Below are 25,640 nucleotides of genomic sequence, written 5' to 3'. Positions count from 1 at the left end.
AATGCTCTTCTTCATTGAGTCATTCTAGCATAGAGTACCAGATTCCTCAAAGTATCTTTATTCTCCTAAAATCTGCTGTTCTTTTTTGAACGTTAAGTAGCTGCTGTAAGTAAATACCGCTATACCCAACCAAATAAAACCAAACGCTGTAAATTGAGCCGTTGTATAGGGTTCTTTGAATAGGAATACTGCGAACAGCAGCATAATTGTCGGATTGATATATTGAATGAAGCCAACAATAATATAGGAAATCCTTTTAGCTGCTTCTGCAAACAATAACAGCGGAATAGCCGTCACAATTCCCGCTCCCATTAATAACAGGTTGATGTTTATATCATAAGCCATAAAGCCCTTTTCCGAGAAAAAGAAGAGATAGATTAAAGCAATCGGCAAGATAACGAAGGTTTCCAGCGTCAATCCGGTATACGAGCTGATTTCAATTTTCTTCTTCAACAAGCCATAAAAACTGAATGAAAAAGCCATAATAAGAGAAGCATAAGGGACAACACCGGTTTGAATTGTCAGTAACAAGACACCAGTCAAGGCCAAAAGACAGGCAATAATCCCCGCTCTATTCAATTTTTCCTTCAGGATGATGGTTCCCAGCAATACATTAACCAACGGATTCATATAATAACCTAGACTAGCTTCCGTTACTCTTCCCTGTCCCACTGAGTAGATAAAGGTAAACCAATTAATTGAAATCAAAATAGCGGCGGCAATGATACCGACAAGCTTCTTTTTATCCTTTATCACAGATTTTACTTCCTGTATAAATGCTGCTCCACGCTTTGTAATAAGAATATAAATGCCCATAAATAAGAATGACCAAACAATACGGTAGCTCAAAATATCCATTGACTGAACGGTTGGTAAAAGTTTCCAATAAAGAGGAATGATTCCCCATAACACATAAGCAGTCAAGCCTAATATAATCCCTTTTTTCTGTTCTTTCATACGTTCTCCTTCCATATCCTCCAAATTTATAACTAGTCGCCTATTCTCCAAGCAAACCCGAAAAATGCTGCGCTTGAGAATAGTTAAAACGGCTAGAAGATGCTTCAACCAGCCGTTTTTTTCTAATTTTTTTAATGGTCAATCACTTTTTCTTCAAATGAAATAGCGGACTCATCGGTGTGTTTTCATGAATTCTCTTAAGTGCTTCTCCCATAAGTGGTGCACAGGAAACAATAGCTAAACACTCGGGACTGCGATCTTCCGATACAACAACTGAATCAGTGATACACAGCTGTTTGATTGGCGAGGCATCAATTCGTTCTTTGCCACCTGCTGACAAAAGTCCATGAGAACCGCAGGCATAAACTTCAGCTGCTCCGTTCTCCGCCAGTATTTCAGCAGCAACAGTCAGTGTTTCTCCGGTATTGATGATGTCATCTACCAAGATACATGTTTTTCCTTTGATTTCACCAATCACATACCCGGAACGAACGCCGTCTACTTCTTCCTGATCGACTATCGCCAGAGAAGCGTCTAAATATTCGGAAAGGCTCCGTGCACGTTGTACACCGCTATTTTTAGGCGATACAACAACAATATTTTCACCCGTAAGCTTTTTGTCCTGATAATGCTGGGCAAACAATGGCATCGTAAATAGGTTATCCACAGGAATATCGAAAAATCCCTGTACCTGTACCGTATGTAAGTCCAAAGTCAGCAGACGTGTTGCTCCTGCCTCCACCAGCATATTAGCCACCAATTTCGCCGTAATCGGCTCTCTTGGCTTCGCTGTACGGTCCTGACGGGCATACCCATAATAAGGTAATATGACATTGATCGTTTTGGCACTTGCCCGCTTCAACGCATCAATCATAATCAACAGCTCCATTAAATGGTCATTAACAGGTGCATTCGTTGCCTGAATCAAATAAACATGATCCCCTCGAATACTTTCTTCGATGTTGATTTGAATTTCACCATCGCTAAATTGGCGAACAGTGCTCTCTCCTAATTTTGTTCCAACGACCTTAGCAATCTTTTCTGCTAAAGGTTTATTGGCATTCAAACTAAAAATTCGCAATGTATCATCTTTATATTTGCTGCCCATGATTCCCTCCACTTTTCCTCATTTTACTTTATTCATTTTACCATTGATCGCCTGAAAAATCATGAAACTTTCACAAGTATTGTCAAAAGACGACAAAAATCTTTTGAAAAGCTGAAATCTGCTGTTTTGATACAGAAAACCTTATAGAAAGTCTGTGAAGTGTTGCGCTAACATCCTCCTTTCATGCTTCTAAAAGTTCGAGAAATTCACATGACAGACATCTTTGATTTAACCGATTTGCTCTTCATCAATATATGTTACACTAAGTATAAAAACAGAGCGAATGAAAACGTTTAATAAAAAAGGGATACACTGTAAAAAGTATGAAGAACACAATAGCTGCAAAAATAAAAAAATCAATTGAACTATGTTAACCCCACCAAAAAACGCACTCATCCGCTGAGTGCGTTCTTTGGTTAAAAGCTTAAGTAAATTTGGGGAAATCTACAAACTCTCTTTTATAAATGACTGTAAAAAGTTTTACAGAATTTATACGACTATTTATAGGCGAAAACAATTAAGTTGGTTGCATCATCAATACAGGTTTGTAACGTGATTCGTTCGCCACCGCCAGTGCCGGTAATCATATCCCAGATATTATTTCCTGTGCCGATTTCAGTAGCGTAATCATCAACCTTGGTGACACTGCTGACTGTATACGTCGTTGGTGTACCGGCGCTATCTGTCACAATGATTTGGCTGCCACCGCCAAGACCAAAAATGGCACTGAAGATTCCAGGATTATGACCAATGAAGTGTGAATTCAACCCATCATTTCCTGATTGTACGGCTGCACCGCCCCATGTAGAAACAGTACCGTTCGGGTTTCCATCAATAATACTTTGTCCTGCTGAACCACCATTTTGATAAGGAATCGCCGCACCGTTGATATACATTGTCATCGCTTGATAGGTTGGTGCACTTGGCTGTGCTGCCGGAGTCTGGTCAATCGTATTGTTTGCCGGTGCAGATGCTTCGTTAGCTGCCTCAGCAGGCTGTGCCGCTTCAACTGTCGGGGTTTCAGCTTCCATAGCAGGAACCTCCACTGTTGCCGGATCTGCTTCAACAGCTGGTGCTTCTTCTACAACAGCCGGCGCTTGACTACTGTCAGCAGTTTCGGCTTTCTTCTCCTCTTTTGCTTTGACAACTGTGTATGTACGATCTGTCCAGCCGATATTCCCACTATTATCAGTAGCAGAATAACGTACTACTTGTTTTCCGGCCCTTGATGTATCTACACTTTTATCTGCGACAACTCGACCGGAAATATCGCCATCTTCAGCATCTTCAGCAGTAACGCCATCTAGTACATTTACCTTCTGCCCGACTGTAACTGTCACATTTTTTGCTGAAACAACAGGGGCTGTGGTGTCTTCTTTATTTACTTTTGCGACTTGTTCTACAGTATTTTCGTTATCTGCCTGATTCCGTATTTCTGCGTAAGTTGTACCACCTGCAATCGTCAACAATCCGATAGCTACAGCGAATTTCAATACATTGGCTTTCATAATAAATCCCTCCTGTTTCATGATGAGATTTACATTTATCGATAAACCAAAATCTGTTTGCTTTCTACATTTTCATCATATAGCTAATCGTCTGAAACAGCTAACGATAAGAAATCTATATCAGTTAATTTTCATTAAAAAACATGGTATAATCCTTGTTGTAACAGGATTATTTCAAAATCTTCTCAATCATGAGAACAATTTGAAACTAGAGGAGAACAGATTATGGAACAACTTATCACCACAGAGATGACTCGAAGAATTCTACTATTGAACCTTCTGTATGGAGCAGACGATTGGCTGACAACTGAAAAACTCGCCGCTCGACTTCATTGCTCAACTAAAACCGTTTTTGCTGATTGCCGTTATATAGAAGAACGCTGGCCCGATCAGTTGACAATAGAAACTTCAAAAAAGAGCGGTATCAAATTGACAATATCAACCTACCACTCCATTCATGATATCTATGTTGATATCATTAAACGTTCCGATTCGTTTACGCTTATGGAGGCAATCTTCTTCCATCCCAGAGACAGCTCAGATGAGATGGCGAATCGCATTTTTCTAAGCAGCTCTTCACTTTACCGCTTATCCAGAAAGTTGAATAAAGCATTGAAGGAGCGGCATTTATCCATTGAAAGCAATCCCTTCACCTTTTCAGGAACAAGCGAAAGACAGATTCGTTACTTCTTCATTTCTTATTTCATTGAAGTGTATGGCGTTCATAAATGGCCTTTTCACTTGGACAAAACAAAGGTACTTAACCTGGCAAGAAAAATCAATAAAGATTTCCAGCTTTATCTTAGTGATTTCCGGATTATACAAATGGCTTTTTCTATTGCGGTTACACTTACCAGACTTGATCAAGGATTTACTGCTGAAGATGAGATGCGGAAAGAAGAAAATCTCGCTGAAAATTTGCTGAAGTGCAACATGGAAGACTATCAACAGGACTTGACTTCTCTGGTGAGCGACTTGAATGTTTCTACCCAGCCTAACTGGAAAAATGACTTCTGCTACAGCGTCTTCTGGTGGATATTCGGAAATGACTCTTCAGAAACAGAAGAAAAGACACAAATACTTGCTGATCAACTGATTCTGGCTGTTAATAATGAATTGAATACTTCAATCGATGATTTAAGCCGTAAAAAAATCAATCAAATCATTCGGAATCTCTACTGCTATCATCGGATATATCCCTATAAAAAGCATATTATTTACTCTCGCTTTTTCTATTCCGGGAAATCAATTAAACAGAACTTTATATTATTCTCAACACGTATCTCAAAGGTCCTTACAGAGGTTGAAAAGAGTGATGGATTGCCATGGAATACGTTTTACTTAAACGAAGTCCTTCATGATTTTATGCTTTATTGGGAGGATTTACCCACACAGCTGTTCAATAATCGTGGGAAAGTCTCTATCGCTGTATTAAGTGATCTTGGAAAAGAACATGCGGAGGTGATGGGAACTATTTTGAGGATGACTTTTTTGAACAACGTAAGTGTGACTACACAAAATGCCTCCCTCTTTGACTCTCCAAAAAAGCAGTCTGGCAGTAAGCGTGACCTTTATGTAAGCAATCACCATATTGAACATGTGTCTCAAGAAAAAGTCGTAGTGGTTGAGGATATTCTATCCTCTAAAAACATTGTTGAGTTAAGAAAAATTATTGAACAAAATCAACTTTTTGCCTTTACCAATGCAAAAAAGAAAGCAGCAACTGCAAAACAATCATAAAAAAATCAGGCTTGAAGCAGGATACACTTCAAGCCTGAATATTTACGTAAATTTTTGGGGAAAATCTACATACTCTTAGTATTTTTCGATAATTATTTATATACAATGACAGCTATCTCTTATAGCCTCATTGGTATATACACGAATCTCCACTTGCCTTTGTCCATTTTCTCAAAGGATACACTAAAAATTTTTCATAGTAAACACTGTCACCACGCATATATTTAGAAGCAGTTAATCCCTAAATATTTTGACACATACTCGTAGAAGTAATTAGCAAACGATTTTTTTGTTCATCAATAAGTTAAATCTGTTTTTGTTTACACTATTATCATATACTGTTTTTTGAAAAACAACTAGAATTAATTTTATAAAAAAAGTTAAAATGGAACAAAAAAAATGATATAATCCTTGGTATAAGTGAGATATTTCTATTTTTTCATTTGATAGGAACTTTTTGAAATAAGGAGGAAAACTGACTATGGAACGATTGCTTTCAACCAAAATAGCCCGAAGAATCCTGTTGCTGAATTGGCTCTATGGTGCAGAAGACTGGATTACAGCTGAGCGACTGGCAACAAAGCTCCATTGTTCTGTCAAAACTGTGTTCAAGGATTGTGACTACATAGAAGCCAACTGGAAAAATTATCTGACTATTGATGTTTCAAAGAGAAACGGTTTAAAAATGTCTCTATCCTCCAATCATTCAGTTCATGATATCTATGCAGATATCCTCAAAAGTTCAGATGCCTTTACCTTATTGGAAGCGGTCTTTTTTCATCCCAATCAAGGCTCAGAAGAATTAGAAAAAAAATGCTTTATGAGCGCCTCTACATTGTATCGTCTTTATCGAAAAATAAACCTTCCTTTGAAAGAAAGAAATTTGCGACTTGAAAGAAATCCTTTCTTTTTATACGGAGAAGACGAGCGAGAAATCCGCTATTTCTTCTCTTATTACTTCGTAGAGGTTTATGGCGTCCATCGTTGGCCTTTCAAATTCAAAAAAGAAGCAATTCTTAGGCTTGTCAAAAAACTAAACAAAGACTTCCAGCTTTACCTCAGCGATATTCGTGTCATTCATCTGGCTTTCTCTATCGCAGTAACACTTACCAGAATCGAACAAGGCTATACTTCTCCACACGAAGCAGAAACAGTCGCTGTTCTCCGAACAAGTGTTGGTGCAGTTACTGCTGAAGAATATACAAATGAATTGCTTCCTTTCATTGATGAGCTTGGTTTGACATTACCATCTGACTGGTACAACGATTTCAGCAACACCATTTTTTGGTGGCTCCCATGCCGGAAAAACACAGATGAAAAACAAATTCAACAATCAATGGATTTTCTAATTGATGAAATCCAAAGCAGTTTGCATGTTACAATTGACGACCAAAGCCTCGTAAAAATAAAAAAGGGTATTCAAAATATTTATTGCCTGCATCAAATTTATCCACACAAGAAACATATTATTTATTCACGATTTTTCTACTCCGGAAAATCAATTAAGCAAAATTTTATCCTATTTTCAGCTTTTACCTCTAAAGCATTGGCTAGGCTTGAAAAAGAGAGCGGTTTCCCGTGGAAAACGATGTACCTAAATGAAATTCTTCATTGTCTAATGCTCTATTGGCAAGGATTACCTGCACAGCTTTTCAAAAAGAGAAGCAAGGTCTCTATCACCGTCTTAAGTGATTTAGGCAGAGAACATGCAGAGGTAATGAGTTCCATCATTAAAATGGTCTTTACCAACAATGTTATTGTTACAACACAAAATACCTCACTCTTAAATACACCAAAAAAAGAGTTAGTGGAAAAAAGTGATTTGTACGTTAGCAACCATCGCATTCAATACTTAGCTGGAGAACGTGTCGTTGTCGTAGAGGATATTCTATCTCAAAGAAACATTATTGAGCTTCGAAAAATCATCGAGCAAAACCAGCTGCGAGCATTTAAAAGAGAAAAAAGAGAAGCGATGATCTCCAAATAGCCACGGAGATTATCGCTTTTTTCACACAGATATGAGCCGTCGTACATGTTCATCTTTACCGGTTTATTTAGCGTACGCAGCTTCTCTGTTTATTTCTAATTTTTGTCGAAAACAAGTTGACAGTCTACCTGCTTTACGCTATTCTATAACTTGTGTGAGACAGAATGCCGCCTTAGCTCAGTTGGTAGAGCACCACCATGGTAAGGTGGGGGTCGCCGGTTCAAGCCCGGCAGGTGGCTCTTGAGATAAAGAAAGAACCCTGATAATTCAAGGTTCTTTTTTTTTTGTCCAGATTTTGTCCAGACCATTTTTTTCTATAGAGACAGCTAGTTTTGTAAGCTTATCAGTCTCTCTCCCACCTTCTCTTAGCTATTTAATTACGTAATAGACTCAATTTCAATTTTCATCCTCCTCCATTGCTCTTGCTTCCAAGTCCATTAGTTCAGCAACTTCTCTTTCTGTATCCTTTCCACTTTCAATAAAATTATTAATCATTTCTAAAGAAATTTCTTCTATATACCCAGAAGTGTCCATGATGATTCTAATTTTTGCTCCCATTGCTTTCAAGTCTAATATATGTGCTTTGAGATCAATTAAGCTTTGAAGATTTTTAGTATGTTCAGAAACAAGAACATACTCACTATCCAATATCTTTCTCTTAATTTCTGCAATAGATTCTTTTGTCCATCTTCTGATAGACGGAATATATTTTACTGCATTTTCTTTATCAACTATTTTTACATTAATTGTATATGCCATACTTGCATCACCTTTCTAAAAATCTTTCAACGGATTGACCATCGTTCATTATAAAAGGTTAATATTTTTAAACTTCTATTTTTCATCCTCTTCCATAGCTCGTGCTTCTAAGTCCCAAATTTCATCTACTTCTTTATCTATTTCTTTCCGACGTTTAATAAAAGTAGTAATCATTTCTAAAGATATCTCTTCTATATAGCCAGAAGTATTCATAATAATTCTAAGATTTGCTCCCATCGCTTCCAAATCTAATATATGTGATTTTAAATCAATTAAACTTTGTGGGTCTTTAGATTGTTCGGAGATTAAGATAAACTCACTGTTTAAAATTTTTCTCCTAATCTCTGATATGGGTTCTTTTGTCCATCGTCTAATTGGAGGGACATATTTTACTACATTTTCTTTATCAAGTATTATTATAGAGATAGTATTTGGCGTTCTGGATTGCTTTGCTGACATTTAATATTCCTCCTTAAAAATCTTTCAATGGATTAATCATTTGCCCAGGTACACTATTCTTCCAATTCCCATCATGCCATCCGCGGAAATGCTCATTAAATGTAGCTGGATAAATAACTTCATGAGCGCCTGATAAATGCGGATACTTAGATACGCTATAGGTATGATGTCCTTGTAGTGATTTCCCATCAAATTTTGCTGCTTCACCTTTAAGAATACTCGTGGTTTGCTCTGGAAGCCATTCTCTAGTGGGATTACTTTGTAAAACTCGGATTCGCTCTTCGTACCAAAAATCGTCAACTGCTAGTTTGCGATTTTTATTAATATCTTGATTCCAAGTATATTGCTTATACTCCGCTTGCGTAATCGTTCGATTATTCACTTTAGTTTTTAGTTCCTTCATTTTCTTAGCGCTAAGTTGTGGGTATTTCTGCGGATAAGAATTTAAGTCGAAGCCTTGCGTACGATCGGCAATCACTTGTTCCGGTGTTTTAGTCCTTGAGATATCATCAATATCATCCATCACATTGGCTACATTACTAGAGGTAGAGACTTTTGTTTTACTCCCCATATATGTTAATCCAGCCATCATGGCTAGGTCAAACAGTCCAGATTTTTGAGCCGACCAAATGAAAGAATCCCAATCTGCACCATGTCGCCCAAAATCTTGCCAACTTTCGGGAAGTTGATTGTCATTTAGATAATTCTTGCCATCTCCTCGTTGTCTAGCAGCAATATCTAATTCATAGATTTTCTCCCAACTAACAACTTCATAAATGCCTTTAAGGTTCTTTCCATATCTTTCTACATAATTTTGCAACTCTTCATCAAAAACACGCACGCCGTTTTTGTCAATAAACCACAAAATTTTAACTTCTTTCGTGATTGGGTCTTGATAGGGCATAGCATATACATTATGTTTCTCAAGTTCTTTAATTTTTGCTTCGTGAAACTCTTTTTCCTTTTTCTTGATATTGTCAGTCCTAATGTGCCATTTGTCGGCAACGGTTGTTGTCCACCCAAGGTCGGTTGGAATTGAGAAGCTATTGCCAGTCCACGAGCTATCAGCTTGGCTTGCACCTTTATCAATGATTGATTCTAATTCTGAAATGTTAGAAAAAATATCAGGAGATTTAGCATGGAAATCCAATAGTTTATCTAATTTTTCCTGTACAACAGTTTTAGTATCATCCAATGTATCTCTCATACGGCTGTTCTGATTGAGCTGTCTTAGTTTAAAGTTATCTGCTAAATCCTTGCTTTCAATCGTCGCACGAATAGAGTCTAAATGGCTGATTTGTACATTTAGCTGACTGATTTTTTCTCTTAGCTCATCAGACTTCAAATCTCCACTATCTACCGTCGATTGGTAATCTTGTGTAAACTTTTGGCACGCTTCACCAACTGCTTCAGATAACAAAATGCCAGCTTTGACCAATGGAATTAAAATTGTATTATAAAAGCTTTTGCCGTTATTATAGGCGGTAGAATTAAGTCGTCCTTCATTGATAAATTGTTGTAATGCTTGAATCATTGTTTGATAAGACTGCCCATCGGATTGACTTTTAGCAAAAGCACTACTAGCCTGATTTTGAGAAGCTCCGACATACATATCAACACCCATTCATTTCACTCTCCTTATTCATAAACAGCTTTTTCTTCTTATAAAATAGCTCATTTTGTTCATCTTCAATAGATAACTTCCGTTTATGTAATTGCTGGCTTTCTTCCTCAATATCTCCAAAAATGTGTTGCTTTCGATTACGTAAATCTTCTGAATGGTCATTTATATACCAATTAAAATCATTCTGTGAAAACTGTTCTTCTAGCCCAACAAATAATGATGAAGTATGATGAAAAAATTCTTCATATTCTTTACTAATATGAGCTATCTGCTTTTTGTCGTCTTCTACTTGGTCTAATTCGTGTTCTAATTTCAATTCTTCTGATCGAATTTTTTCATTAGTATCTGTCATTTACTTTCCTCCAGTTGGCGAAGGAATAGAAATTGCAGATATTAATTGTCTGGTTGCTTGGTCGGCTGCCTCAAATTCATGGGCAACACTTTGTAGATTTGAAGACGCTTTACCGATTGCCTGAACAATTTTGTTCTGACCGTTAAGCATGGCTTGAATCGCTTCTTGGGCGTTAGTATTTCCCGCAACTGTTGTTTGCGTATCTGTAAGAATAGCACCACCATTTGCAGAGCCATCTAGTGAACTCGCAATCGCTGTGGCAATTTTACCAGCAACAGCCGAATCACTTTTTACAACCTCCATATTCATATGTAAAAAACCTCCTTGTTTAACTTACCAAAAATGGTAACACAAGAAGGTATATATATAAAGCTAATATTCAGAAATGTTTTTACAAAAGTTAAAGCAAGAATAAGCTACCATAACTTATATATCACATTTTTCCAATACAACTTTTCCAAAATATGTTTAGACCATATTTTCTACATAAACAACTCATTCTGTATTCCTAGCAGCCTCTCTCTGTTTTCTTCTCTTAGTTCTTTAATTACATGTCGGTATACTTCATTTGTTATGGTAACATCCTTGTGCCCTAATACCTCTGATACAATTCCTATATCCACGCCTTTGTAAATCAAGATACTACCATAAGTATGCCTTGCGCCATGAACGCTGATGAGTGGAGAAATTTCCAAACGCTGCAACAATGTTTTTAACAGCTTATTTGTTCCACTATTTGACGGCACACCATCTGAAAAGTGATAGAATACAAGATTTAAAGGATTTTTTACTTCCAAACTTTTAAATTCCTTTTTTTGATTGTCTCTAAGCTCTCGTAAAAGTGTTGTCATGAATTCATCAATATCAACAGTTCTTTTTGAAGTTTCTGTCTTTGTTGGCTTAAACCCTGTATGGTAGAGATAATCATAACTCTTATTTACCGATATTCTTTGATTTTCAAAATCAATATCATTCCACGTTAATCCAGTTAATTCGCCATATCTTAGACCAGTTGTGAATGCCAGCATCAGCAAGTAATTATTTGGCAGACTAGGTTCCCGATGTGAAACTAAATACTTAAGGAGTTTCTTAGTATCGCTGTAGCTTATGAATTTTTGATTGGCTGGCTTTGATTCTTTCTTCCCGCTTATGATCGCTCTTCTGGTAAAATCATCTGTAATTATTTTATCATCAATTGCAACCTGTATGCTTTGTTTTATGTGCCCATGTATACGCAATGTACTTTCCTTTACATGTTTATCGGCATAATTGTTCAAAAACGTCTGATAGATGCTTCTGTTCACTTGTGACAAGGGGATATCAGGAAATAGCTCCTTTATGTGTGATAAGGATTGTTTATATTTCAAAACAGTTGTAGGAGTTACTTGTCTTTCTTTATACATTGATATCCAAGATTCAAAATGCTCCGCCAGTGTAATATTATTTTTGATTTGTACACCTTTTTTTATTGACTGTTCTAGTTCTTCTGCTTCACCAATCGCCTCCGTTTTTGTTCTGAACCCTCCTTTATAAATTTGTTCTGGTTTTCCAGTCTCCTTATCAGTGTATGAAATAGTATATTGCCACGTTTTCCCACGTTTACGATAACTAGCCATTATTCTCCCCTCGCTTCTGCCAGCTCTTCTTGGTACCTTGCTATAGCTTCTTTGTCTTTCTCTATTGGAAGTTCCACTATCTTTTCATACATTTGAGTTCTATAGGCTTCTTGTTCCACCTGTCCTAATTCCTTAGGTATTCTATCTTCTTGTGATTCCTGTAAGTCACTACCATAATCATTCATCATGTCTATATCATAGGAATCATTTAACATGTTCTCATGATTTGTTGTGTATTCTGAATAATTGATATCCGGCTCGTTGAATTCAGTCGTAGAGTATCCTTGACTTTCTTTTGCCATCTCCTGATTGATTGAATAATCTGATTGATTGTCATAGGCTTCAGGTGCCTCAGGAATATCAAATTGATTGTGCATCTCTTCAATCATTTCCCCATTTATTTCTTCTTGGTCGCCAATATCCGAGAAGCCTTTTTTCGTTTCTTGCCCTAATGATGAGATGTCGCTTTGAATATCATTTCTGGCATTTTCCAGTTGTTCCTCAAGGTTTCCACCAGTTGAATCAGCATTGTTCGGTGCATCATATGGCTTGTTGTTGTCCTGTAAATCGTTTGGGTCAACTGACGGCTCCTCTTTGCGCTTGGTTGAGTTATTGGTAGAAGTATCCGTTTTTTCGTCTGAATCCTCTTCATCATCTGAAAAACTAGGTTTAGACTGTTTTTTGCTAAACAAATTCCGTATTTTTTCGGTTGTTTTTTTGCGTGTTCCGTCCACTTGTGCACCGATTCCACCACCGATACTTGTAATCATTCCGCCTGTTACCATCGTAATAATTTTATCTTTGAATTTCCAACAAACAAATAAAACGAAAAATATTGTGAACACTTGGGTCATGTAGCTTTTACTGTCAGTCGCCGGAACGATGGTACGCCCAAGTTGAATAATCAGTATTAACAAGCTAAATACTATCCCTGTTCCAGCTCTAAACGTTATCAAACCGAACAAGTATTTAAATGTATTTTTGGTAGCACTACTTAATGACGGAATCAAACTGATAAACAATGATAAACCAATCACTGATGAAATTAGCAGTGTAAGCATCTGTAACAGGAAATTGAACATTTGAATGAGAAACATGGGTGCCCCTATAAGAATAGTCATAGGTAGCGAGATAAGCGAAATGGAGAGCTTCCAGCCGACTTTATCCAGTGACAAAAAATCGTTTTCCTGTTCGTTTGTTTTGATGTAGTTGTCAATTGCATCGTATTCCTCTTTCGTATTTTTAGCTGATAATAGGCTCGTTGCTCGTTTTGGTTGTTCTTTGGTGTTAACATCACCTTTTGATGTTACCCCGTAATTCAACAAGTAAAACGGCTCTTCAATCGTCATTTCAAACAATGTGTTTCTGACCTTTACAGTTGGGTTAGTTGTGTTTGATTGATTTTCTGAGGTAACAGCCATTAAGTCCGCTTGAAGCTCTACAGCTAAGGTATCAACGTACTTTATGATATCAGCAGCTCGTTCATTCCAGACGAAGCCAACAATAAACACTGTTACAAATAGCAGAAACTTTCTAATTGCCTGTTGCTCACTTTTTACTGTATACAGATAGAAACAATAAACCGCCACAATCACTATAATTGTTGTCATGTATTTTGAATAAAGATTGTCATATATCCGCTTAGAATAGACAGTAAACTGGTCTACATACTTATAGAGAATATTGTTATCTGAAAATATCTCCAAGCCATAATCAAACATGCTATAGATGATTTTATTAAAATCAAATACGATGTTTGCAGCAGCATTTAATCCAGCAGAACGTCCTTCGTCTGTCAAAAATCCAACCTTTGTATTTCCGCTAATATAGCTTTTATACGAATCAATATGATAGTCACCTACAGTCAAACTTTCAGGGGAATCCGGCGCAAATTGTAACGTTTCAGCCTGTGCCGAAGATTGCCCTATAAATATAGAGCAACCGACAAGCAACAGCATAATCAAGCCGATAATTTTCTTATTAATGGGTATCACTCCTTTCTTTTTTTATTGTTCTACCCTTGTAAACTCTCCTGATTCCAGTGCATCTTTCAATGCTTCTGGTGCCAAAAAAGCAAATAGTAATTGGTTTCTGATATTTCTCGCTTTCGTTCCATTTTCATTCATTTTGTGATACCACACACCGCCAATTGCTAAAAGGTCAATTCTATTGTTTAATCCATAATTTTCAATGTCTTTCTTACTTACTTTCTTTAAATACATTATTCTTAATCCTCCGTATAAGTTATTTTTTCTTCGAGGAAATCATAATCCTCTTCTGTTTGATCGTTTTCTTTCAGTCCTAGCATGATTAATGCATTCAGAGCTGTTTTTGTCATTTTTTCCATATCTCGAACATCATTACAATACACTGTACCGACTGTTTCCATTGTCTTTTCATCACAGAGTTTTCTTAGCTCATATTGTGCCTTGTTGTCTCCTAGCCCTGTACAGATGATTTCATAGGGCAAACGTCGGTTAATTTCTTGCCGTTTCAAGGCTCTATTTTGATACCGTTCATCAATACAGGGCATGGCATTCATAATAAATTGTTCCCGACTTTCCGTTGTCGTCAATATCGCATACAAGGCTAACCAGTGCTTATCCTTTCCACGTGAATTAATTGCTGAATACTGGTATGGGTCAAAGATTTCGTTAAATGCTTTATTCCCAAACTCTGAACCGCCTACCTCGTTAAATACTGAGACAAGCTCGCCTTTATATAGTCCAGCAAAATCAAATGTTTTCCCTTTTCCTTTAGCGGGTACAAAGTGAACTCGGTCTGTAATATGATAAGAAATCGCCTTTGCCAGTTGGGATTTACCTACACCACTTTCATTCGCAGTAATAAATATTGTGACTAACGGTCGCCCATATTTGGAATATTCCCTCGCTTTGATTGACAAATACTCATGAAAATCAATTTCAAAGTCTTTACGGTATTTTTTCCAGAGCTTTTCCCCTTTTGAAATACCAAAATTTTGTTTCAAGAGGTCCCGAACGTCTTCCCAATATTTACCCGCTCGAATATCTTGTGAACATTCTCCGATGAATTCGTCAATATCTATTAATTCCTGTTTTTTCTCACTTGTTTGCTTTATCAGCTCTCGATACTCACAATTGATACAAATGACTTCATCTGCATTATAGGGATATTTACCGTCGTCCATTGCTTGACTGGTTCTATGGGTTAAATACCTTGCTACAGAGCTTTTAGCTCGTACAGGCTCGCAATTCTCCTCACGTGTGATACTCAGAGCTTTCATTATGGCTCTTTGATATCTTGCATTAGCAAACATCAATAATATATGGCAATGTAACCCTTTAGGCATACCGTCGGATAGTGTGTCTTTATCATGAAAACAATAAGCAGCACAATCTTTATCAGAAATCATTTTTTCTATTCGCCGTCTGATACTGGCTTTCCATTCTGTTTCTGTTATGTCAGATTTCTTTCTTCCCTCGTTATCATGAGTTTCATAATAATAGGATAATTGCACAGCCCAACTTCTATATTTTTTCTCCTTCTCTTCTTTTTTATTTTTCACAATCTCCTCCCCTTTTTCGTGTTTTTTTGGCACAAACTTTACCCCTGTGCCAAAATGTGCCAATTTTTTTCTTTTAATTTTCTTGTGCTAAACGCAGTCCCAGACGGAGTTTAAGGACTGCGTTGCAGTCACATCTCATTTTGGCACATGGCACAAGCAATATAGAAAACAACTTGTGTTTCCCTTTTTTCACAATCTTTAATTTCAACAAAAAGAGCAAGCATTCTTATTCGTGGTCGTTAGGCTAACAGGTTTCTGAAGGTGCGGGCTTAATGCCACAGGGCACCGCCCACACCCTCAGACCGCCAACCACCCACTAGAACACTTGCTCTTTTTTCGCCTATTTTGCTTTAGGTGGAACTAACTTGATTTCTTCTGCTTTTCCTGTCAGTAACATCTCCACAAACTCATTTCCTTTATTTGAACGTGCATAGAAACCAACATCCAAATTCTCAAATGTAACAAGTTTTGTTCCAGCAGCAATTACCTCAGCATTGGTAAAGATTGGCTCAACACTTTCTACCTTGATGAATACTTTTTCAAACCGTAGGTTTGGTAAGACAATTTCATACTGCCAGCCTAAGTGTGCCGAATTGTTGTTAAAGTCTGTCCATTCCTTGACTTGTGTTACCTGATATTGATTTTTTTCATCTTTCCAATTCTTCAATTCTAAATCCGTTGTTTTAATAGCCATGTTTGTTGTTCCTCCTATTTTTTAAATATACTTTTTAAGCCTTTGTTTTCGAGGGCTTCCACTCGGTCAGTTAAATCATTGTTTTTTCTTGTCAGTGCTATAAGTTGTTTTTCCATTTCCTCATTCTTCTTTAGTTGAGATTGAAGAACTTTTGCGAGGGTACTCATTTTTTCTTCAAGGGTTTTCTCTTCCTGTTCCTTGCTTCCAAAAACCTGAGTGATCGCTTGTTCTTTTCCTTCTCCTGATTGAAGCAGCTTATTCAATTCTTTGAATTTTTCTACCTGTTCCAAAGAGAAGTAATAGGCAATGCGACATTTCCGCCCTCTTCCAGTCCACACTTTCATTTGTTCGAAGTCATACCCTCTTATTTTGGCGATATCTGCACGCCATTTCCGAACTGTAGAGAGTGGTCGGTTTAATGTTGTCGCTAATTCCTGATAATTCATTTAGCCGCCCATACAAAACGTTTCTGTTGCTTCTGTTAACTTCTCAGTGAGTGCTATAAAGGTGTCGAAATCCTTTTTTTCTTCAAAATGTTTGACGTCACATGTCCGAATCAATAAAATTGCTGCTCGAATCACTAGATCGTTGTTACTAGCCATATCACTATGACCAACGACCGCCACCGAGAAATCATTTTTTGGATTTCCCAAATCCCGATGACCAACTGTACAAATATCGTCTTTCATTACTTGTCCTCCTTTGTCATTTTCTTTTGTAGCTTCATTTTTGATTTCTGAATGATTGGCGCTGACAGACGACAGATTGCCTTTGTGAGCTTTCCAACCACAAATGGTAAGATTACGGTTGATACCACTATCAGCAGATTAAACGTAAGTAATAAGCCTATTTTGAGTACCGTAAACACACTCCCTAATGCATATAGAAATACAATCACTAGGATGCCAAGCCCCCATGTACCCATGTTGTTGCTTTTTGATTGTTTCATTTTTTTTACCTCTTTCTTGTTTATGAGAGCGAAAACTCATTCATTGAGATAACAATGACGAGCAAATTTATCTAAAAATTCCAGAACTTTTGTGTCTTCTATTAGATTAACTACAATAGAAATGCTCTTTTTTAAGTTTTCCTTTGATACCTGCTCTTTTCCTGTTTTTAGCGAAAGTACGCCATGCTCAGTCAATCCCTCATTTTGTTCAATAGTATTTGAATGCTCTCTAGATTTTTCGGTCATATTTCGCCAACCTCTTTCCTAAGATAGAAACAGGCTATCTCACTGAGTTCTTCTAAAGAAGTCAATTCCTCTAAACGATCAACTAGAGAATGTATTACCCCACGGTAGATATCTAGCGATGCGCGTTGTTCAGAAACGTTTTCAGTAGTTGGTGTAGACATATTTTTTCCTCCTGACATTTTTTTAGGAGTCTCATGCAAAACTATGCTACAATAAAGTAGCATTCTTGGACGTCTGCATAAGACTAGCTGAACTTTTGTTTGGTTGGTCTTTTTTTATGCAATTTCCTTCATGATTTCTGAGAAATTTTCTTCGAGCCATTGCATTGTTCTACTTCTCAAAAATAAGTACTTCCCTCCTTGTGCGATAGGATATTTGACAAATCCTCCTGAATTTACGTCCAATTCAGTTTTGAATTTTGGATTATTGAGGATATTATCAGCTAGCCATTTTCGAGACATAGAAATATGTTTCAATACATCTTCCAGTGTCCACCAACGACCAACGCTCTCAAACTCTTTTAGATTCTCATATTCTTCTCTTTCAAGAATCACAAATTTTTCAGGTACAACAATCTGAGCTAATATTTCAAGATTCTGTTTCATGTTTTCACCTCCTTCTAAATCTGAATATCAGATATAACAATATCTTAATATCAGATTTAAAGAATGTCAAGCGCTAAATCGTAATATCAGATAAAAGAATTGAAAAAACTAAAAAAAGAGCTTATAATAAAGCCAGTTGTATTAATAATTTTTGGAGGTAACAATAATGAATCGTATAAAAGAGTTGAGAAAAGCTAGAGGTGCAACAGTAAAAGAGTTGGGAGAAAAATTTAACATTTCACAAAGCATGCTTACAAACTATGAAAATGGCAGTAGCGTTCCTAGAAATGAACAAATCTGGCAAGAATTAGCCGATTATTTTAATGTTAGCGTTCCATATCTTATGGGATTGACAAGTAAACCCAGCGATTATATTGAATCGCCTTTTCAAGATGCAGATACTTTTATAAAAAACATAGAACCTCTTGAATATACTGTGAATAGCTGGCAAGAATTTCAAGCCCTACTTTTTTTAGGTATTTTAGATAAAGAAGATATTGAATCCACAGTCAAATTCATGTATCAACTACTTCAAAATGAAAAATATGATGATAAAGAAATAGCTGAAAAAGGCATTTTTGTAGCGGATAATATTTCTGTAGATAACGAAAATAACGCTGAATTTGAAAATCTGAGATTAAAAATGATTTCTAAAAAACGCTCTGAATCGTAATCTAACATTTTTTGATCCAACAGTTCACTCTTTTGATTTTGTGGTGGGAAGATAATATGTGTCCAGATTTTGTCCAGACTGATTTTAAAAACTTGCTCAATCAAAAAAAGACAATACCTGTATTATAAGGATTGTCTTTTTATATTAACGTTGATTTGTAAAATTATAGTTGGCAGGTGGCTTATAGGACACAATGGAATCTTGGTATATGGAACAGCCCCTCAACGTTAGATTTTTGGTCTAATGCTGAGGGGCTGTTCCATTTCAAGGCTCTTTTTATTTAGCAGCTATTTTAGTAAAATTTCTTAAACAAAATTCCTACTCCTGCAAGTGTTGCCATCAGACCTGCAACAAGCAAAAAGCCGGATGAACGCTCGCCAGTCATTGGAAAGCCCTTCTTTTTTTCACTCGTGTCTTTTTTATCTTGCTCAGATGAAGCTGTTGTGCTATCTGTAGATTCCTTAGCTGAGCTATCGTCACTTGTTAGACCATAACCACCACTGCTGATTTTATTGGCAATAGTAACAATGTATAGAGTGCCTGGTGTATCCTCCAATGTATCAATAATCTCAGCCATTTCTTCATCAGTCACTGAATTAACCAATTGAGCATCCAAATCAAAAATATGAATAAGCGTACTTCTTATTTGTGAAGTATAGGTTTTTAAGCCGTCCAAATACAGGTTACTGTAATTGATTGAATATGCTTCTTCTGAAATTGGGTTTGCACCATAAATTTTTACGAGAAGCTTCTCAAGCAGACTGATATCTTGTGCTCCAAAGCTCACCGCTATATCATTGACTTCTTGAATTTGACCATCCGAAAGAGTATCAAGCAACTCCTTAGAAACACCCCCAAGACTCAACAATGTGTCTCTTAGGCTTTCTACCTTTGCTTCCTCTTCTACCGGTTCCTCACTTAAATCAGTTTCTTCTGCAGCAGTTGTACTTTCTTCCAAGATAGTCTCAGTAGGGGCGACAGAACTCGCCGGCATTTCTTCTGCAAATACAGAACTGCTTTCGCTAATCACTCCACATAATACTAATCCAGTACCCAACACTACTAACTTTTTCATTTTAACTCCTCCTTTTAATAAGAGAATCGTAACACAAATGAAATATAATAGCAATGTTAGTAATATTTTTAATTAGTCCTACTATTTCTCAATCATATCTCTTCCGTTTAGAAGAAGATGGAATATTTAGTGCCTCTCGATATTTTGCCACTGTTCTACGTGCAATTTCTATATTGTTTTCTTTTAGCTTCTCCACTAGCTTTTGATCAGAGATTGGTTTTGCCTTATCTTCTTGCTCAATCAATTGCTTAATTTGACGCTTCACATCATTTGCCGAAGTGTCTTCTCCATCATCAGAGCTGGCTAAGCCCTGTGAAAAGAAGGAACGAAGCTCAAATGAGCCAAACTCTGTTTCCAAATATTTTCCATTCACGCTCCTACTGACTGTAGATTCATGAATATCCAGCGTTTGGGCAATCTCTTTCAATGTCATGGGCTTTAATGGACGTTCCGGTTTCAAAAAGAAGTCCTGTTGCCGTTCAACAATTTCTGTACCTACTCTCAAAATCGTATCCCCACGTTGCACAATTGTCTTTTGCAGCCACTCAAACTCTTTCTTCTTTTCAGAAATATACTCTTGTACTTCGGGATCAGCAGTTTTCTCCATTCTGCTAAAGTAAGCTTGCTGAAAACGAATCGTTGGAGCTCCTTCTTTATTCGATACAACGAATGGATGACCATCAACGATTTTTACTTTTAAATCCGGACGGACATACAAACCAGCAGTTGAGCCAAACACACTACCGGGAGAAGGTGTCAGGGTCTGTACGTAGTCAAAAACCTCCTGTACCTCAGTTAACGCAATATCAAACTTTTTACTAATTACAGCCCATTTCTTATTTGCAAATGCCTCAAACTCCTCCTCAAGAATGATATAGGCAAGAGCAGGAGAATAGTCATCTCGCTCGATTTGAAGCAGCAGGCATTCCTTTAGGTCTCTTGCTCCAACACCTGCCGGATCAAGCTGCTGCAGTAACACCAGTGCATCCAAAATTTGAACCGAGTCAGCTCCTGTCTGCTCAGCTGCTTTTTCCAAAGAAATGGTCAAATAGCCGTTCAGATCAATAAACTCTGCTAAAAATAGAACTAATTTTCGTAAAAATGTATCGCGATAATTTAGATGGATTTGTTCAATCATATATTCAAACAGAGAAAGCGAGCTATCAGGAATTTGATTCATCAAATTGGACTCTTTATCATTGTTATACTGTCCTGATGAACTTCCTGAATAGGTATAGTCATTCACATTGTTCTGCAACTCAATCAACGGATTTTCCAGTGCCTTGTTTTCAATAAAGGTCTGAAGCTCTTCCGCATTATACTGCAGTACTTGTATCGACTGCTGAAGCTGCTGGGTCATCGCAAGTTTCTGTACTTGCTTTTGCTGCTGAGACAAGTGCTGCTCAAATTTCATAAATTTCAATCTCCCACTTGTTTTTTTTCGTAATATCCGATAAACTAGTATTCGTGCTTGCGCCCTTAGTGTAGTGGATATCACGTAAGATTCCGGTTCTTGAGACGGGGGTTCGATTCCCTCAGGGCGCGTCATTTTAAACGTATTATATAGTCCTTCTATCACAAAAACGCTACTATTGATAGCTTCATAAAGGATTATAACACACTTTTATCTCTCTTTTGTATTTCTCTTTTGGGGTGGATTTGAGTGGATTCATGATTCAAAATTATTAATCGGTCAATCTTAACGGAGAAATAAAATAACATTTTTAGCCTGTCTTATAAAGAGATAGGCTTTTTTGTTCTTCTCGAAAAGTATCTCAGTCTAGATAAACAAAACATTCCCTCATGCAATCTCTAAAGGTGGTTTTATGAGATGTGTAAAAACTGTTCATCTCAAAGAAAGAGCAGCAGTCGATATTTTTAAATAGTAAAAACACCCCTATCCTCCTTAGCTAAAGGAAAACAAAAGTGTTTTAAGTCGTTTTCTTGTAGTGCTTTACTTCCCAAGTACTTATATCGTCAAGCTTGCCAGTTCACAGCGAATTTTGTGCTGTAGCTCTTGAACCTGAAATGCTTCCTCAGTAGTCAATTCATTTCTATACTTAGCTGCCAACTCATCATTGTAAGATACAATATAGCAGATGGCCCAGAGCTTAGGGTCTTTAATTAATCGGTCAGAGAACGGATAGATGAGTGCAAAATGCATCCGAATTTCCTCCAATAAATCCAAGTATAGAATATGGTTGTTATGCATTAATTCCTTTTCCAGATACAAAACGATTCGTTGATAAGAAGATGTTTCCAATGGTCGTGCCAAAGAAGCCGGAATCACTTTGTATAGCTGATTATCTCTCCATAAAAATTCAACTTCTTTTTTATAATGAAGACGAGACATCTCTTCAAGTACCCATGAACGAACAAGATTGTGGATATTAGCATCAATCAGCAGCTCCTTTGCTACCTCAAAAAATTCATCTTGCGGCAGCTGAACAGAATTTCTAATGATTGATAATTGCTGATAATAGTCATAATGATTTAAGCCGCTGAGTTCTTTCTTCAGCTCCTCAATCTTTTTCACTTCAAACTGCTGATACAACAGCTCAGATTGACGGACCTTTTTCTTCAAACCAACTAATGCTCTCATTTCTCCGCTATTTTCCATTAAAATACGTTCGTTGATAATCCCATGAGCGGACAGAAACCGATGATTAAGTATCAATACCTGTATATAGGTCTCCATATACTCGATACACGAAAGATATTGCTTCCGCATTTCTTCAGCAAGTGTTAAAGCCTCCTGATTCTCTCCAACTGCTATATATGCACTAACAAGCAGATAGTTTAAGGGAAATTCCTGACGAATGCTGTATGCTTCTTCATAATAAGAAATAGCTTCCTCCATATTTTTCTGAGCAGCTGCTTCTTTACCAAGCTCAATAAACCGATCATAATTTTTAGGAAATTGTACTTTATTATTCACAAGAAATAACCACCCTTCTAAAAACCTTACGATTTATCTATGTAACTCTTGTTTTTGCATAATTTATACGAGAACAGTTATGGTTTGTATTCCATGCGCAAAATTATTGCCTAATCATTTAACAAGAATTACATACTAAGTAAATCATAACAAAAAAAGAAAACAGTGTATACCACAAAAAAATGGACTTTCATGTGTTTTACAGTTCTCTTTTGTACGATCAATAAAGGTTTCTCAAGATGATGGCCGGCTCTTCCGCTCCATTGGCATTCATTTTTTCCGCTTTTTCTACTAAAGAAAAACCAGCATACCATTCTTTCGTTAATTCATCTTCTACTTTAAACTCTTTGACTGCTTCAACATGCACAGACTCCGGCTCCAATTCCTGTACACTATCCCAGCCGGTATCGATAAAAATCTTTGTATTTTCAGAAACTTGATCATTCTTTTCTAAATCAGAAATGATTTTTTTCAGCTCGCCAAATGTCATTGCTCTTACTTGATGTTCCATTGAATCATCCTCCTGTATCTGTTCAAGTGATGCTTTTGATTCTATCATATTCGACGGCTAATAGATAGGTAGCCATAGGATTAAATCATAAAAAATAATCTATAAAAGTATTCTTAAAATACTTAAGCTGACTAAAAATAGACTGCGAAACAATCCTTAAAGATTCCCTTCGCAGTCTATAATTTATCTCTTAACAAAGTAATGCGGCAGTGCTCCTGTTATTCCACCGTCACACTCTTTGCTAAATTTCTAGGCTTATCTACATCATATCCCCGATGCAGTGTAGCAAAATAAGCAATCAATTGGGTGGGGATAACGCTGACCAACGCGCTCAACAATGGGTGTACCTCGGGAATGACTAGCTGATCGCCTTTTCCAGCCAAAGAATCACTCACGATTCTTAAGGTTTCAGCGCCTCTGCTTTCCACCTCTTTCAAGTTTCCTCTTGTATGTGCTGCGGTCTTTTTATCTGTAATAATACCAATGACCGGTGTGCCTTCTTCAATCAGCGCAATTGTTCCATGCTTCAGCTCTCCTGCGGCAAAGCCCTCTGCTTGAATATAAGAGATTTCCTTCAATTTCAGTGCCGCTTCCATCGAAACAAAGTAGTCCATTCCTCGACCAATATAGAAAGCGTTGCGAGTATCAGCAAGAAATGCTTCAATCAGCTGACCAATCATCATTTTTTCATTTACAATTGTTTCCATCGCTGCCGCTGCCAAACTTAATTCTGTAGACAAGTCAAATGCAGCAGCTGCCGGTTCATGCTTTGCACGACCGATTGCTGAGGCTAGAACAGCAAGCACAGCGATTTGAGCTGTATAAGCTTTTGTGGAGGCTACCGCAATTTCAGGACCCGCATGTAATAACAACGTATGCTTTGCTTCCCTGGATAGCGTGGAGCCGGGAACATTTGTTAAGGTCAATGACGGAAGATCCAGCTCATTAATTTTAACTAACACTTGTCGGCTATCTGCTGTTTCTCCACTTTGACTTAGAAAAATGAACAATGGCTTTTCAGATAAAAGCGGCATGTTATAGCTGAACTCACTGGAAAGATGAACCTCCGTCGGAATTCCTGCCAGCTCTTCCAAAAGTCGTTTGCCGGCCCAGCCCGCATGATAGCTTGTTCCGCAAGCAACAATATAGATTCGATCACAGTGAACAGCTTCATCAATAACAGCTGGATCAACGGAAGTTTCTCCGGCTTCATTCGTATAGTGGGCAAGGATTCGACGCATAACACTCGGCTGTTCATCAATTTCCTTAAGCATGTAATAAGGATAGGTCCCCTTTTCAATATCATTGAGATCCAGCTGGGCTTCATAAGATTCACGAAAAACCAAATTTCCCACTTGGTCCTCGATACGAATGGCATCCGCTCGAACAATGACCAGCTCTCCGTCTGCAATTTCTACAAAACGACTTGTCTCCTGCAGCATTGCCATTGCGTCGCTGCAAATAACATTAAAATCATCCCCCAGACCAATCAATAACGGACTCTTGTTTTTCGCTACATAAATGACCTCCGGCTCTTGCGTATCAATCAAAGCAAAAGCATAAGAACCTTGAATGACACTCAAAGCCTGTCTGAAAGCATCCTTTGTTGTTTCAGTCCTTTCAGAAAAATAGGCAATCAGGTGAACAACAATTTCCGTATCGGTTTCTCCCTCCATCAGATTATCTTGAAGAAATTCCTGTTTAATTTCTTCAAAATTCTCAATGACGCCATTGTGAACCAGCGTAAATCGACCATTCTCTGAGGTATGAGGATGCGCATTTCTTTCGCTTGGTCTGCCATGTGTCGCCCAACGTGTATGTCCAATTCCAATGGTTCCGTTCACATCACCATTCATTTTTTTCTGTAAATCAGCAATACGACCTTGTGACTTAATCAGATGGTTCTCTCCTTGACCATTTGTCACATAAATTCCTGCTGAATCATAGCCTCTATATTCTAATTTCTCCAACCCCTGCAGCAAAATATCTGCAGCGTTCTCTTTTCCAATAATTCCAACGATTCCACACATAATGTCTTTTCCTACTTTCTCACATCAATTTATCTGCAACAAAATTATCCATTACATGTTTCTATCTGCGTGGTCAGTGCTTTGTTATGACTTCACAGCCATGTTTTGTACTGACCTGTAGAGTGCAGTCCCTGAAGCTACCCGCCGATGATTCGATAAGCTTCTCCCTCGTCCTCTGAACTATTCATCCAGAGCTGGCGCTCTCCTTAAATTGGTATATACGACTCCTCTCATGTATTATCCATAGAAACATATTAAATAT

Annotated in this window: 27 protein-coding genes and 2 tRNA genes; 5 read left to right on the top strand and 24 right to left on the bottom strand. The window is 37.4% G+C overall.

Going from position 1 to position 25,640, the window contains the following annotated elements; all coding sequences use genetic code 11:
- Nucleotides 1-57 precede the first annotated feature (57 nt).
- From rarD to IW510_RS02390, 3 genes are all read right to left on the bottom strand, one after another.
- Nucleotides 58-957 (bottom strand): EamA family transporter RarD, encoded by a 900-nt coding sequence (gene rarD / locus IW510_RS02400; RefSeq protein ID WP_202056443.1) that lies wholly within the window; start codon nt 955-957, stop codon nt 58-60.
- A 142-nt stretch (nt 958-1,099) separates the two neighbouring features.
- Nucleotides 1,100-2,065 carry a ribose-phosphate diphosphokinase gene (locus tag IW510_RS02395; protein WP_202056434.1) on the bottom strand — a complete coding sequence of 322 codons (966 nt, stop codon included), beginning with the start codon at nt 2,063-2,065 and terminating at the stop codon, nt 1,100-1,102.
- Nucleotides 2,066-2,562: 497 nt separating this feature from the next.
- Complete coding sequence (locus IW510_RS02390) at nt 2,563-3,573, bottom strand: sortase domain-containing protein (protein WP_202056431.1); 1,011 nt, start codon at nt 3,571-3,573, stop codon at nt 2,563-2,565.
- A 225-nt stretch (nt 3,574-3,798) separates the two neighbouring features.
- Here IW510_RS02390 and IW510_RS02385 point away from each other — a divergent pair, with 225 nt between their 5' ends.
- The 3 genes from IW510_RS02385 (at nt 3,799) to IW510_RS02375 (ending at nt 7,539) form a co-directional block, all read left to right on the top strand.
- A complete protein-coding gene (locus tag IW510_RS02385) occupies nt 3,799-5,313 on the top strand; it encodes a helix-turn-helix domain-containing protein (RefSeq protein ID WP_202056429.1) in 1,515 nt (504 codons plus the stop codon).
- Between the two features lie 481 nt (nt 5,314-5,794).
- On the top strand, nt 5,795-7,300 hold the full coding sequence (locus IW510_RS02380) for a helix-turn-helix domain-containing protein (RefSeq protein WP_202056421.1): 1,506 nt from the start codon (nt 5,795-5,797) through the stop codon (nt 7,298-7,300).
- A 166-nt stretch (nt 7,301-7,466) separates the two neighbouring features.
- Nucleotides 7,467-7,539: transfer RNA gene (locus tag IW510_RS02375), tRNA-Thr, on the top strand.
- A 157-nt stretch (nt 7,540-7,696) separates the two neighbouring features.
- Here the strand turns inward: IW510_RS02375 and IW510_RS02370 are convergent.
- The 16 genes from IW510_RS02370 to IW510_RS02295 form a co-directional block, all read right to left on the bottom strand.
- Nucleotides 7,697-8,059 (bottom strand): hypothetical protein, encoded by a 363-nt coding sequence (locus IW510_RS02370; protein ID WP_202056419.1) that lies wholly within the window; start codon nt 8,057-8,059, stop codon nt 7,697-7,699.
- A 75-nt stretch (nt 8,060-8,134) separates the two neighbouring features.
- Nucleotides 8,135-8,518, bottom strand: coding sequence for a hypothetical protein (locus IW510_RS02365; protein WP_202056416.1), 384 nt, complete (start codon nt 8,516-8,518; stop codon nt 8,135-8,137).
- Nucleotides 8,519-8,531: 13 nt separating this feature from the next.
- Nucleotides 8,532-10,142 (bottom strand): hypothetical protein, encoded by a 1,611-nt coding sequence (locus tag IW510_RS02360; RefSeq protein ID WP_202056413.1) that lies wholly within the window; start codon nt 10,140-10,142, stop codon nt 8,532-8,534.
- Complete coding sequence (locus IW510_RS02355; RefSeq protein WP_202056410.1) at nt 10,132-10,494, bottom strand: DUF3958 family protein; 363 nt, start codon at nt 10,492-10,494, stop codon at nt 10,132-10,134. Before IW510_RS02355 ends, IW510_RS02360 begins: the two co-directional genes overlap by 11 nt.
- On the bottom strand, nt 10,495-10,803 hold the full coding sequence (locus IW510_RS02350) for a TIGR04197 family type VII secretion effector (protein ID WP_202056408.1): 309 nt from the start codon (nt 10,801-10,803) through the stop codon (nt 10,495-10,497). It lies immediately after the preceding gene.
- Between the two features lie 173 nt (nt 10,804-10,976).
- On the bottom strand, nt 10,977-12,110 hold the full coding sequence (locus IW510_RS02345) for a site-specific integrase (RefSeq protein ID WP_202056406.1): 1,134 nt from the start codon (nt 12,108-12,110) through the stop codon (nt 10,977-10,979).
- Complete coding sequence (locus IW510_RS02340; protein ID WP_202056404.1) at nt 12,110-14,104, bottom strand: oligosaccharide repeat unit polymerase; 1,995 nt, start codon at nt 14,102-14,104, stop codon at nt 12,110-12,112. Before IW510_RS02340 ends, IW510_RS02345 begins: the two co-directional genes overlap by 1 nt.
- Before the next feature lie 12 nt (nt 14,105-14,116).
- The gene (locus tag IW510_RS02335; protein WP_202056403.1) at nt 14,117-14,332 is read right to left on the bottom strand and encodes a hypothetical protein; all 216 of its coding nucleotides are present in this window, start codon (nt 14,330-14,332) and stop codon (nt 14,117-14,119) included.
- A gap of 5 nt (nt 14,333-14,337) precedes the next feature.
- Entirely contained in the window at nt 14,338-15,657 is a 1,320-nt protein-coding gene (locus IW510_RS02330; RefSeq protein ID WP_202056402.1) for a Rep family protein, read from the bottom strand.
- Nucleotides 15,658-15,997: 340 nt separating this feature from the next.
- Nucleotides 15,998-16,351, bottom strand: a complete 354-nt coding sequence (locus IW510_RS02325; protein ID WP_202056401.1) for a hypothetical protein — start codon at nt 16,349-16,351, stop codon at nt 15,998-16,000.
- A gap of 14 nt (nt 16,352-16,365) precedes the next feature.
- Nucleotides 16,366-16,797 carry a hypothetical protein gene (locus IW510_RS02320; RefSeq protein WP_202056399.1) on the bottom strand — a complete coding sequence of 144 codons (432 nt, stop codon included), beginning with the start codon at nt 16,795-16,797 and terminating at the stop codon, nt 16,366-16,368.
- Nucleotides 16,798-17,040, bottom strand: coding sequence for a hypothetical protein (locus IW510_RS02315; protein ID WP_202056398.1), 243 nt, complete (start codon nt 17,038-17,040; stop codon nt 16,798-16,800).
- Nucleotides 17,040-17,300: a hypothetical protein gene (locus tag IW510_RS02310; RefSeq protein ID WP_202056396.1), complete on the bottom strand. Its 261-nt coding sequence runs from the start codon at nt 17,298-17,300 to the stop codon at nt 17,040-17,042. Before IW510_RS02310 ends, IW510_RS02315 begins: the two co-directional genes overlap by 1 nt.
- A gap of 36 nt (nt 17,301-17,336) precedes the next feature.
- Nucleotides 17,337-17,546: a hypothetical protein gene (locus IW510_RS02305; protein WP_202056393.1), complete on the bottom strand. Its 210-nt coding sequence runs from the start codon at nt 17,544-17,546 to the stop codon at nt 17,337-17,339.
- On the bottom strand, nt 17,543-17,707 hold the full coding sequence (locus IW510_RS02300) for a hypothetical protein (protein WP_202056391.1): 165 nt from the start codon (nt 17,705-17,707) through the stop codon (nt 17,543-17,545). Before IW510_RS02300 ends, IW510_RS02305 begins: the two co-directional genes overlap by 4 nt.
- A 114-nt stretch (nt 17,708-17,821) precedes the next feature.
- Entirely contained in the window at nt 17,822-18,151 is a 330-nt protein-coding gene (locus tag IW510_RS02295) for a DUF771 domain-containing protein (RefSeq protein WP_202056389.1), read from the bottom strand.
- Nucleotides 18,152-18,317: 166 nt separating this feature from the next.
- On the opposite strand from IW510_RS02295, the gene IW510_RS02290 reads away from it, so the two are divergent.
- Complete coding sequence (locus IW510_RS02290; protein ID WP_202056386.1) at nt 18,318-18,824, top strand: helix-turn-helix domain-containing protein; 507 nt, start codon at nt 18,318-18,320, stop codon at nt 18,822-18,824.
- Between the two features lie 292 nt (nt 18,825-19,116).
- Here the strand turns inward: IW510_RS02290 and IW510_RS02285 are convergent, their stop codons facing one another.
- Both IW510_RS02285 and rpoN read right to left on the bottom strand, forming a co-directional pair.
- On the bottom strand, nt 19,117-19,899 hold the full coding sequence (locus IW510_RS02285; RefSeq protein ID WP_202056384.1) for an LPXTG cell wall anchor domain-containing protein: 783 nt from the start codon (nt 19,897-19,899) through the stop codon (nt 19,117-19,119).
- Between the two features lie 88 nt (nt 19,900-19,987).
- Nucleotides 19,988-21,313 (bottom strand): RNA polymerase factor sigma-54, encoded by a 1,326-nt coding sequence (gene rpoN / locus IW510_RS02280; protein WP_202056382.1) that lies wholly within the window; start codon nt 21,311-21,313, stop codon nt 19,988-19,990.
- 59 nt (nt 21,314-21,372) lie between these two features.
- Between rpoN and IW510_RS02275 the strand changes: the two genes are divergently transcribed.
- Nucleotides 21,373-21,444, top strand: a tRNA-Arg gene (locus IW510_RS02275).
- Nucleotides 21,445-21,868: 424 nt separating this feature from the next.
- On the opposite strand, the gene IW510_RS02270 is transcribed toward IW510_RS02275, so the two are convergent.
- From IW510_RS02270 to glmS, 3 genes are all read right to left on the bottom strand, one after another.
- Nucleotides 21,869-22,837: a hypothetical protein gene (locus tag IW510_RS02270; RefSeq protein WP_202056380.1), complete on the bottom strand. Its 969-nt coding sequence runs from the start codon at nt 22,835-22,837 to the stop codon at nt 21,869-21,871.
- 220 nt (nt 22,838-23,057) lie between these two features.
- Nucleotides 23,058-23,348, bottom strand: a complete 291-nt coding sequence (locus IW510_RS02265; protein WP_202056378.1) for a hypothetical protein — start codon at nt 23,346-23,348, stop codon at nt 23,058-23,060.
- A gap of 218 nt (nt 23,349-23,566) precedes the next feature.
- The gene (gene glmS / locus IW510_RS02260; protein ID WP_202056377.1) at nt 23,567-25,378 is read right to left on the bottom strand and encodes a glutamine--fructose-6-phosphate transaminase (isomerizing); all 1,812 of its coding nucleotides are present in this window, start codon (nt 25,376-25,378) and stop codon (nt 23,567-23,569) included.
- Between the last annotated feature and the right edge of the window lie 262 nt (nt 25,379-25,640).

Origin of the sequence: Enterococcus sp. BWR-S5, from assembly GCF_016745255.1 — a bacterium.
Lineage (GTDB): Bacteria > Bacillota > Bacilli > Lactobacillales > Enterococcaceae > Enterococcus_L.
Note: the sequence above shows the minus strand (reverse complement) of the source record. Positions and strands in the feature narration are given on the sequence as shown.

Bases quoted from the DNA above. Each gene is read 5' to 3' on its own strand.
- rarD (WP_202056443.1), bottom strand. From the start codon at position 957: ATGAAAGAACAGAAAAAAGGGATTATATTAGGCTTGACTGCTTATGTG.
- IW510_RS02395 (WP_202056434.1), bottom strand. From the start codon at position 2,065: ATGGGCAGCAAATATAAAGATGATACATTGCGAATTTTTAGTTTGAAT.
- IW510_RS02390 (WP_202056431.1), bottom strand. From the start codon at position 3,573: ATGAAAGCCAATGTATTGAAATTCGCTGTAGCTATCGGATTGTTGACG.
- IW510_RS02385 (WP_202056429.1), top strand. From the start codon at position 3,799: ATGGAACAACTTATCACCACAGAGATGACTCGAAGAATTCTACTATTG.
- IW510_RS02380 (WP_202056421.1), top strand. From the start codon at position 5,795: ATGGAACGATTGCTTTCAACCAAAATAGCCCGAAGAATCCTGTTGCTG.
- IW510_RS02370 (WP_202056419.1), bottom strand. From the start codon at position 8,059: ATGGCATATACAATTAATGTAAAAATAGTTGATAAAGAAAATGCAGTA.
- IW510_RS02365 (WP_202056416.1), bottom strand. From the start codon at position 8,518: ATGTCAGCAAAGCAATCCAGAACGCCAAATACTATCTCTATAATAATA.
- IW510_RS02360 (WP_202056413.1), bottom strand. From the start codon at position 10,142: ATGGGTGTTGATATGTATGTCGGAGCTTCTCAAAATCAGGCTAGTAGT.
- IW510_RS02355 (WP_202056410.1), bottom strand. From the start codon at position 10,494: ATGACAGATACTAATGAAAAAATTCGATCAGAAGAATTGAAATTAGAA.
- IW510_RS02350 (WP_202056408.1), bottom strand. From the start codon at position 10,803: ATGAATATGGAGGTTGTAAAAAGTGATTCGGCTGTTGCTGGTAAAATT.
- IW510_RS02345 (WP_202056406.1), bottom strand. From the start codon at position 12,110: ATGGCTAGTTATCGTAAACGTGGGAAAACGTGGCAATATACTATTTCA.
- IW510_RS02335 (WP_202056403.1), bottom strand. From the start codon at position 14,332: ATGTATTTAAAGAAAGTAAGTAAGAAAGACATTGAAAATTATGGATTA.
- IW510_RS02325 (WP_202056401.1), bottom strand. From the start codon at position 16,351: ATGGCTATTAAAACAACGGATTTAGAATTGAAGAATTGGAAAGATGAA.
- IW510_RS02320 (WP_202056399.1), bottom strand. From the start codon at position 16,797: ATGAATTATCAGGAATTAGCGACAACATTAAACCGACCACTCTCTACA.
- IW510_RS02315 (WP_202056398.1), bottom strand. From the start codon at position 17,040: ATGAAAGACGATATTTGTACAGTTGGTCATCGGGATTTGGGAAATCCA.
- IW510_RS02310 (WP_202056396.1), bottom strand. From the start codon at position 17,300: ATGAAACAATCAAAAAGCAACAACATGGGTACATGGGGGCTTGGCATC.
- IW510_RS02305 (WP_202056393.1), bottom strand. From the start codon at position 17,546: ATGACCGAAAAATCTAGAGAGCATTCAAATACTATTGAACAAAATGAG.
- IW510_RS02300 (WP_202056391.1), bottom strand. From the start codon at position 17,707: ATGTCTACACCAACTACTGAAAACGTTTCTGAACAACGCGCATCGCTA.
- IW510_RS02295 (WP_202056389.1), bottom strand. From the start codon at position 18,151: ATGAAACAGAATCTTGAAATATTAGCTCAGATTGTTGTACCTGAAAAA.
- IW510_RS02290 (WP_202056386.1), top strand. From the start codon at position 18,318: ATGAATCGTATAAAAGAGTTGAGAAAAGCTAGAGGTGCAACAGTAAAA.
- IW510_RS02285 (WP_202056384.1), bottom strand. From the start codon at position 19,899: ATGAAAAAGTTAGTAGTGTTGGGTACTGGATTAGTATTATGTGGAGTG.
- rpoN (WP_202056382.1), bottom strand. From the start codon at position 21,313: ATGAAATTTGAGCAGCACTTGTCTCAGCAGCAAAAGCAAGTACAGAAA.
- IW510_RS02265 (WP_202056378.1), bottom strand. From the start codon at position 23,348: ATGGAACATCAAGTAAGAGCAATGACATTTGGCGAGCTGAAAAAAATC.
- glmS (WP_202056377.1), bottom strand. From the start codon at position 25,378: ATGTGTGGAATCGTTGGAATTATTGGAAAAGAGAACGCTGCAGATATT.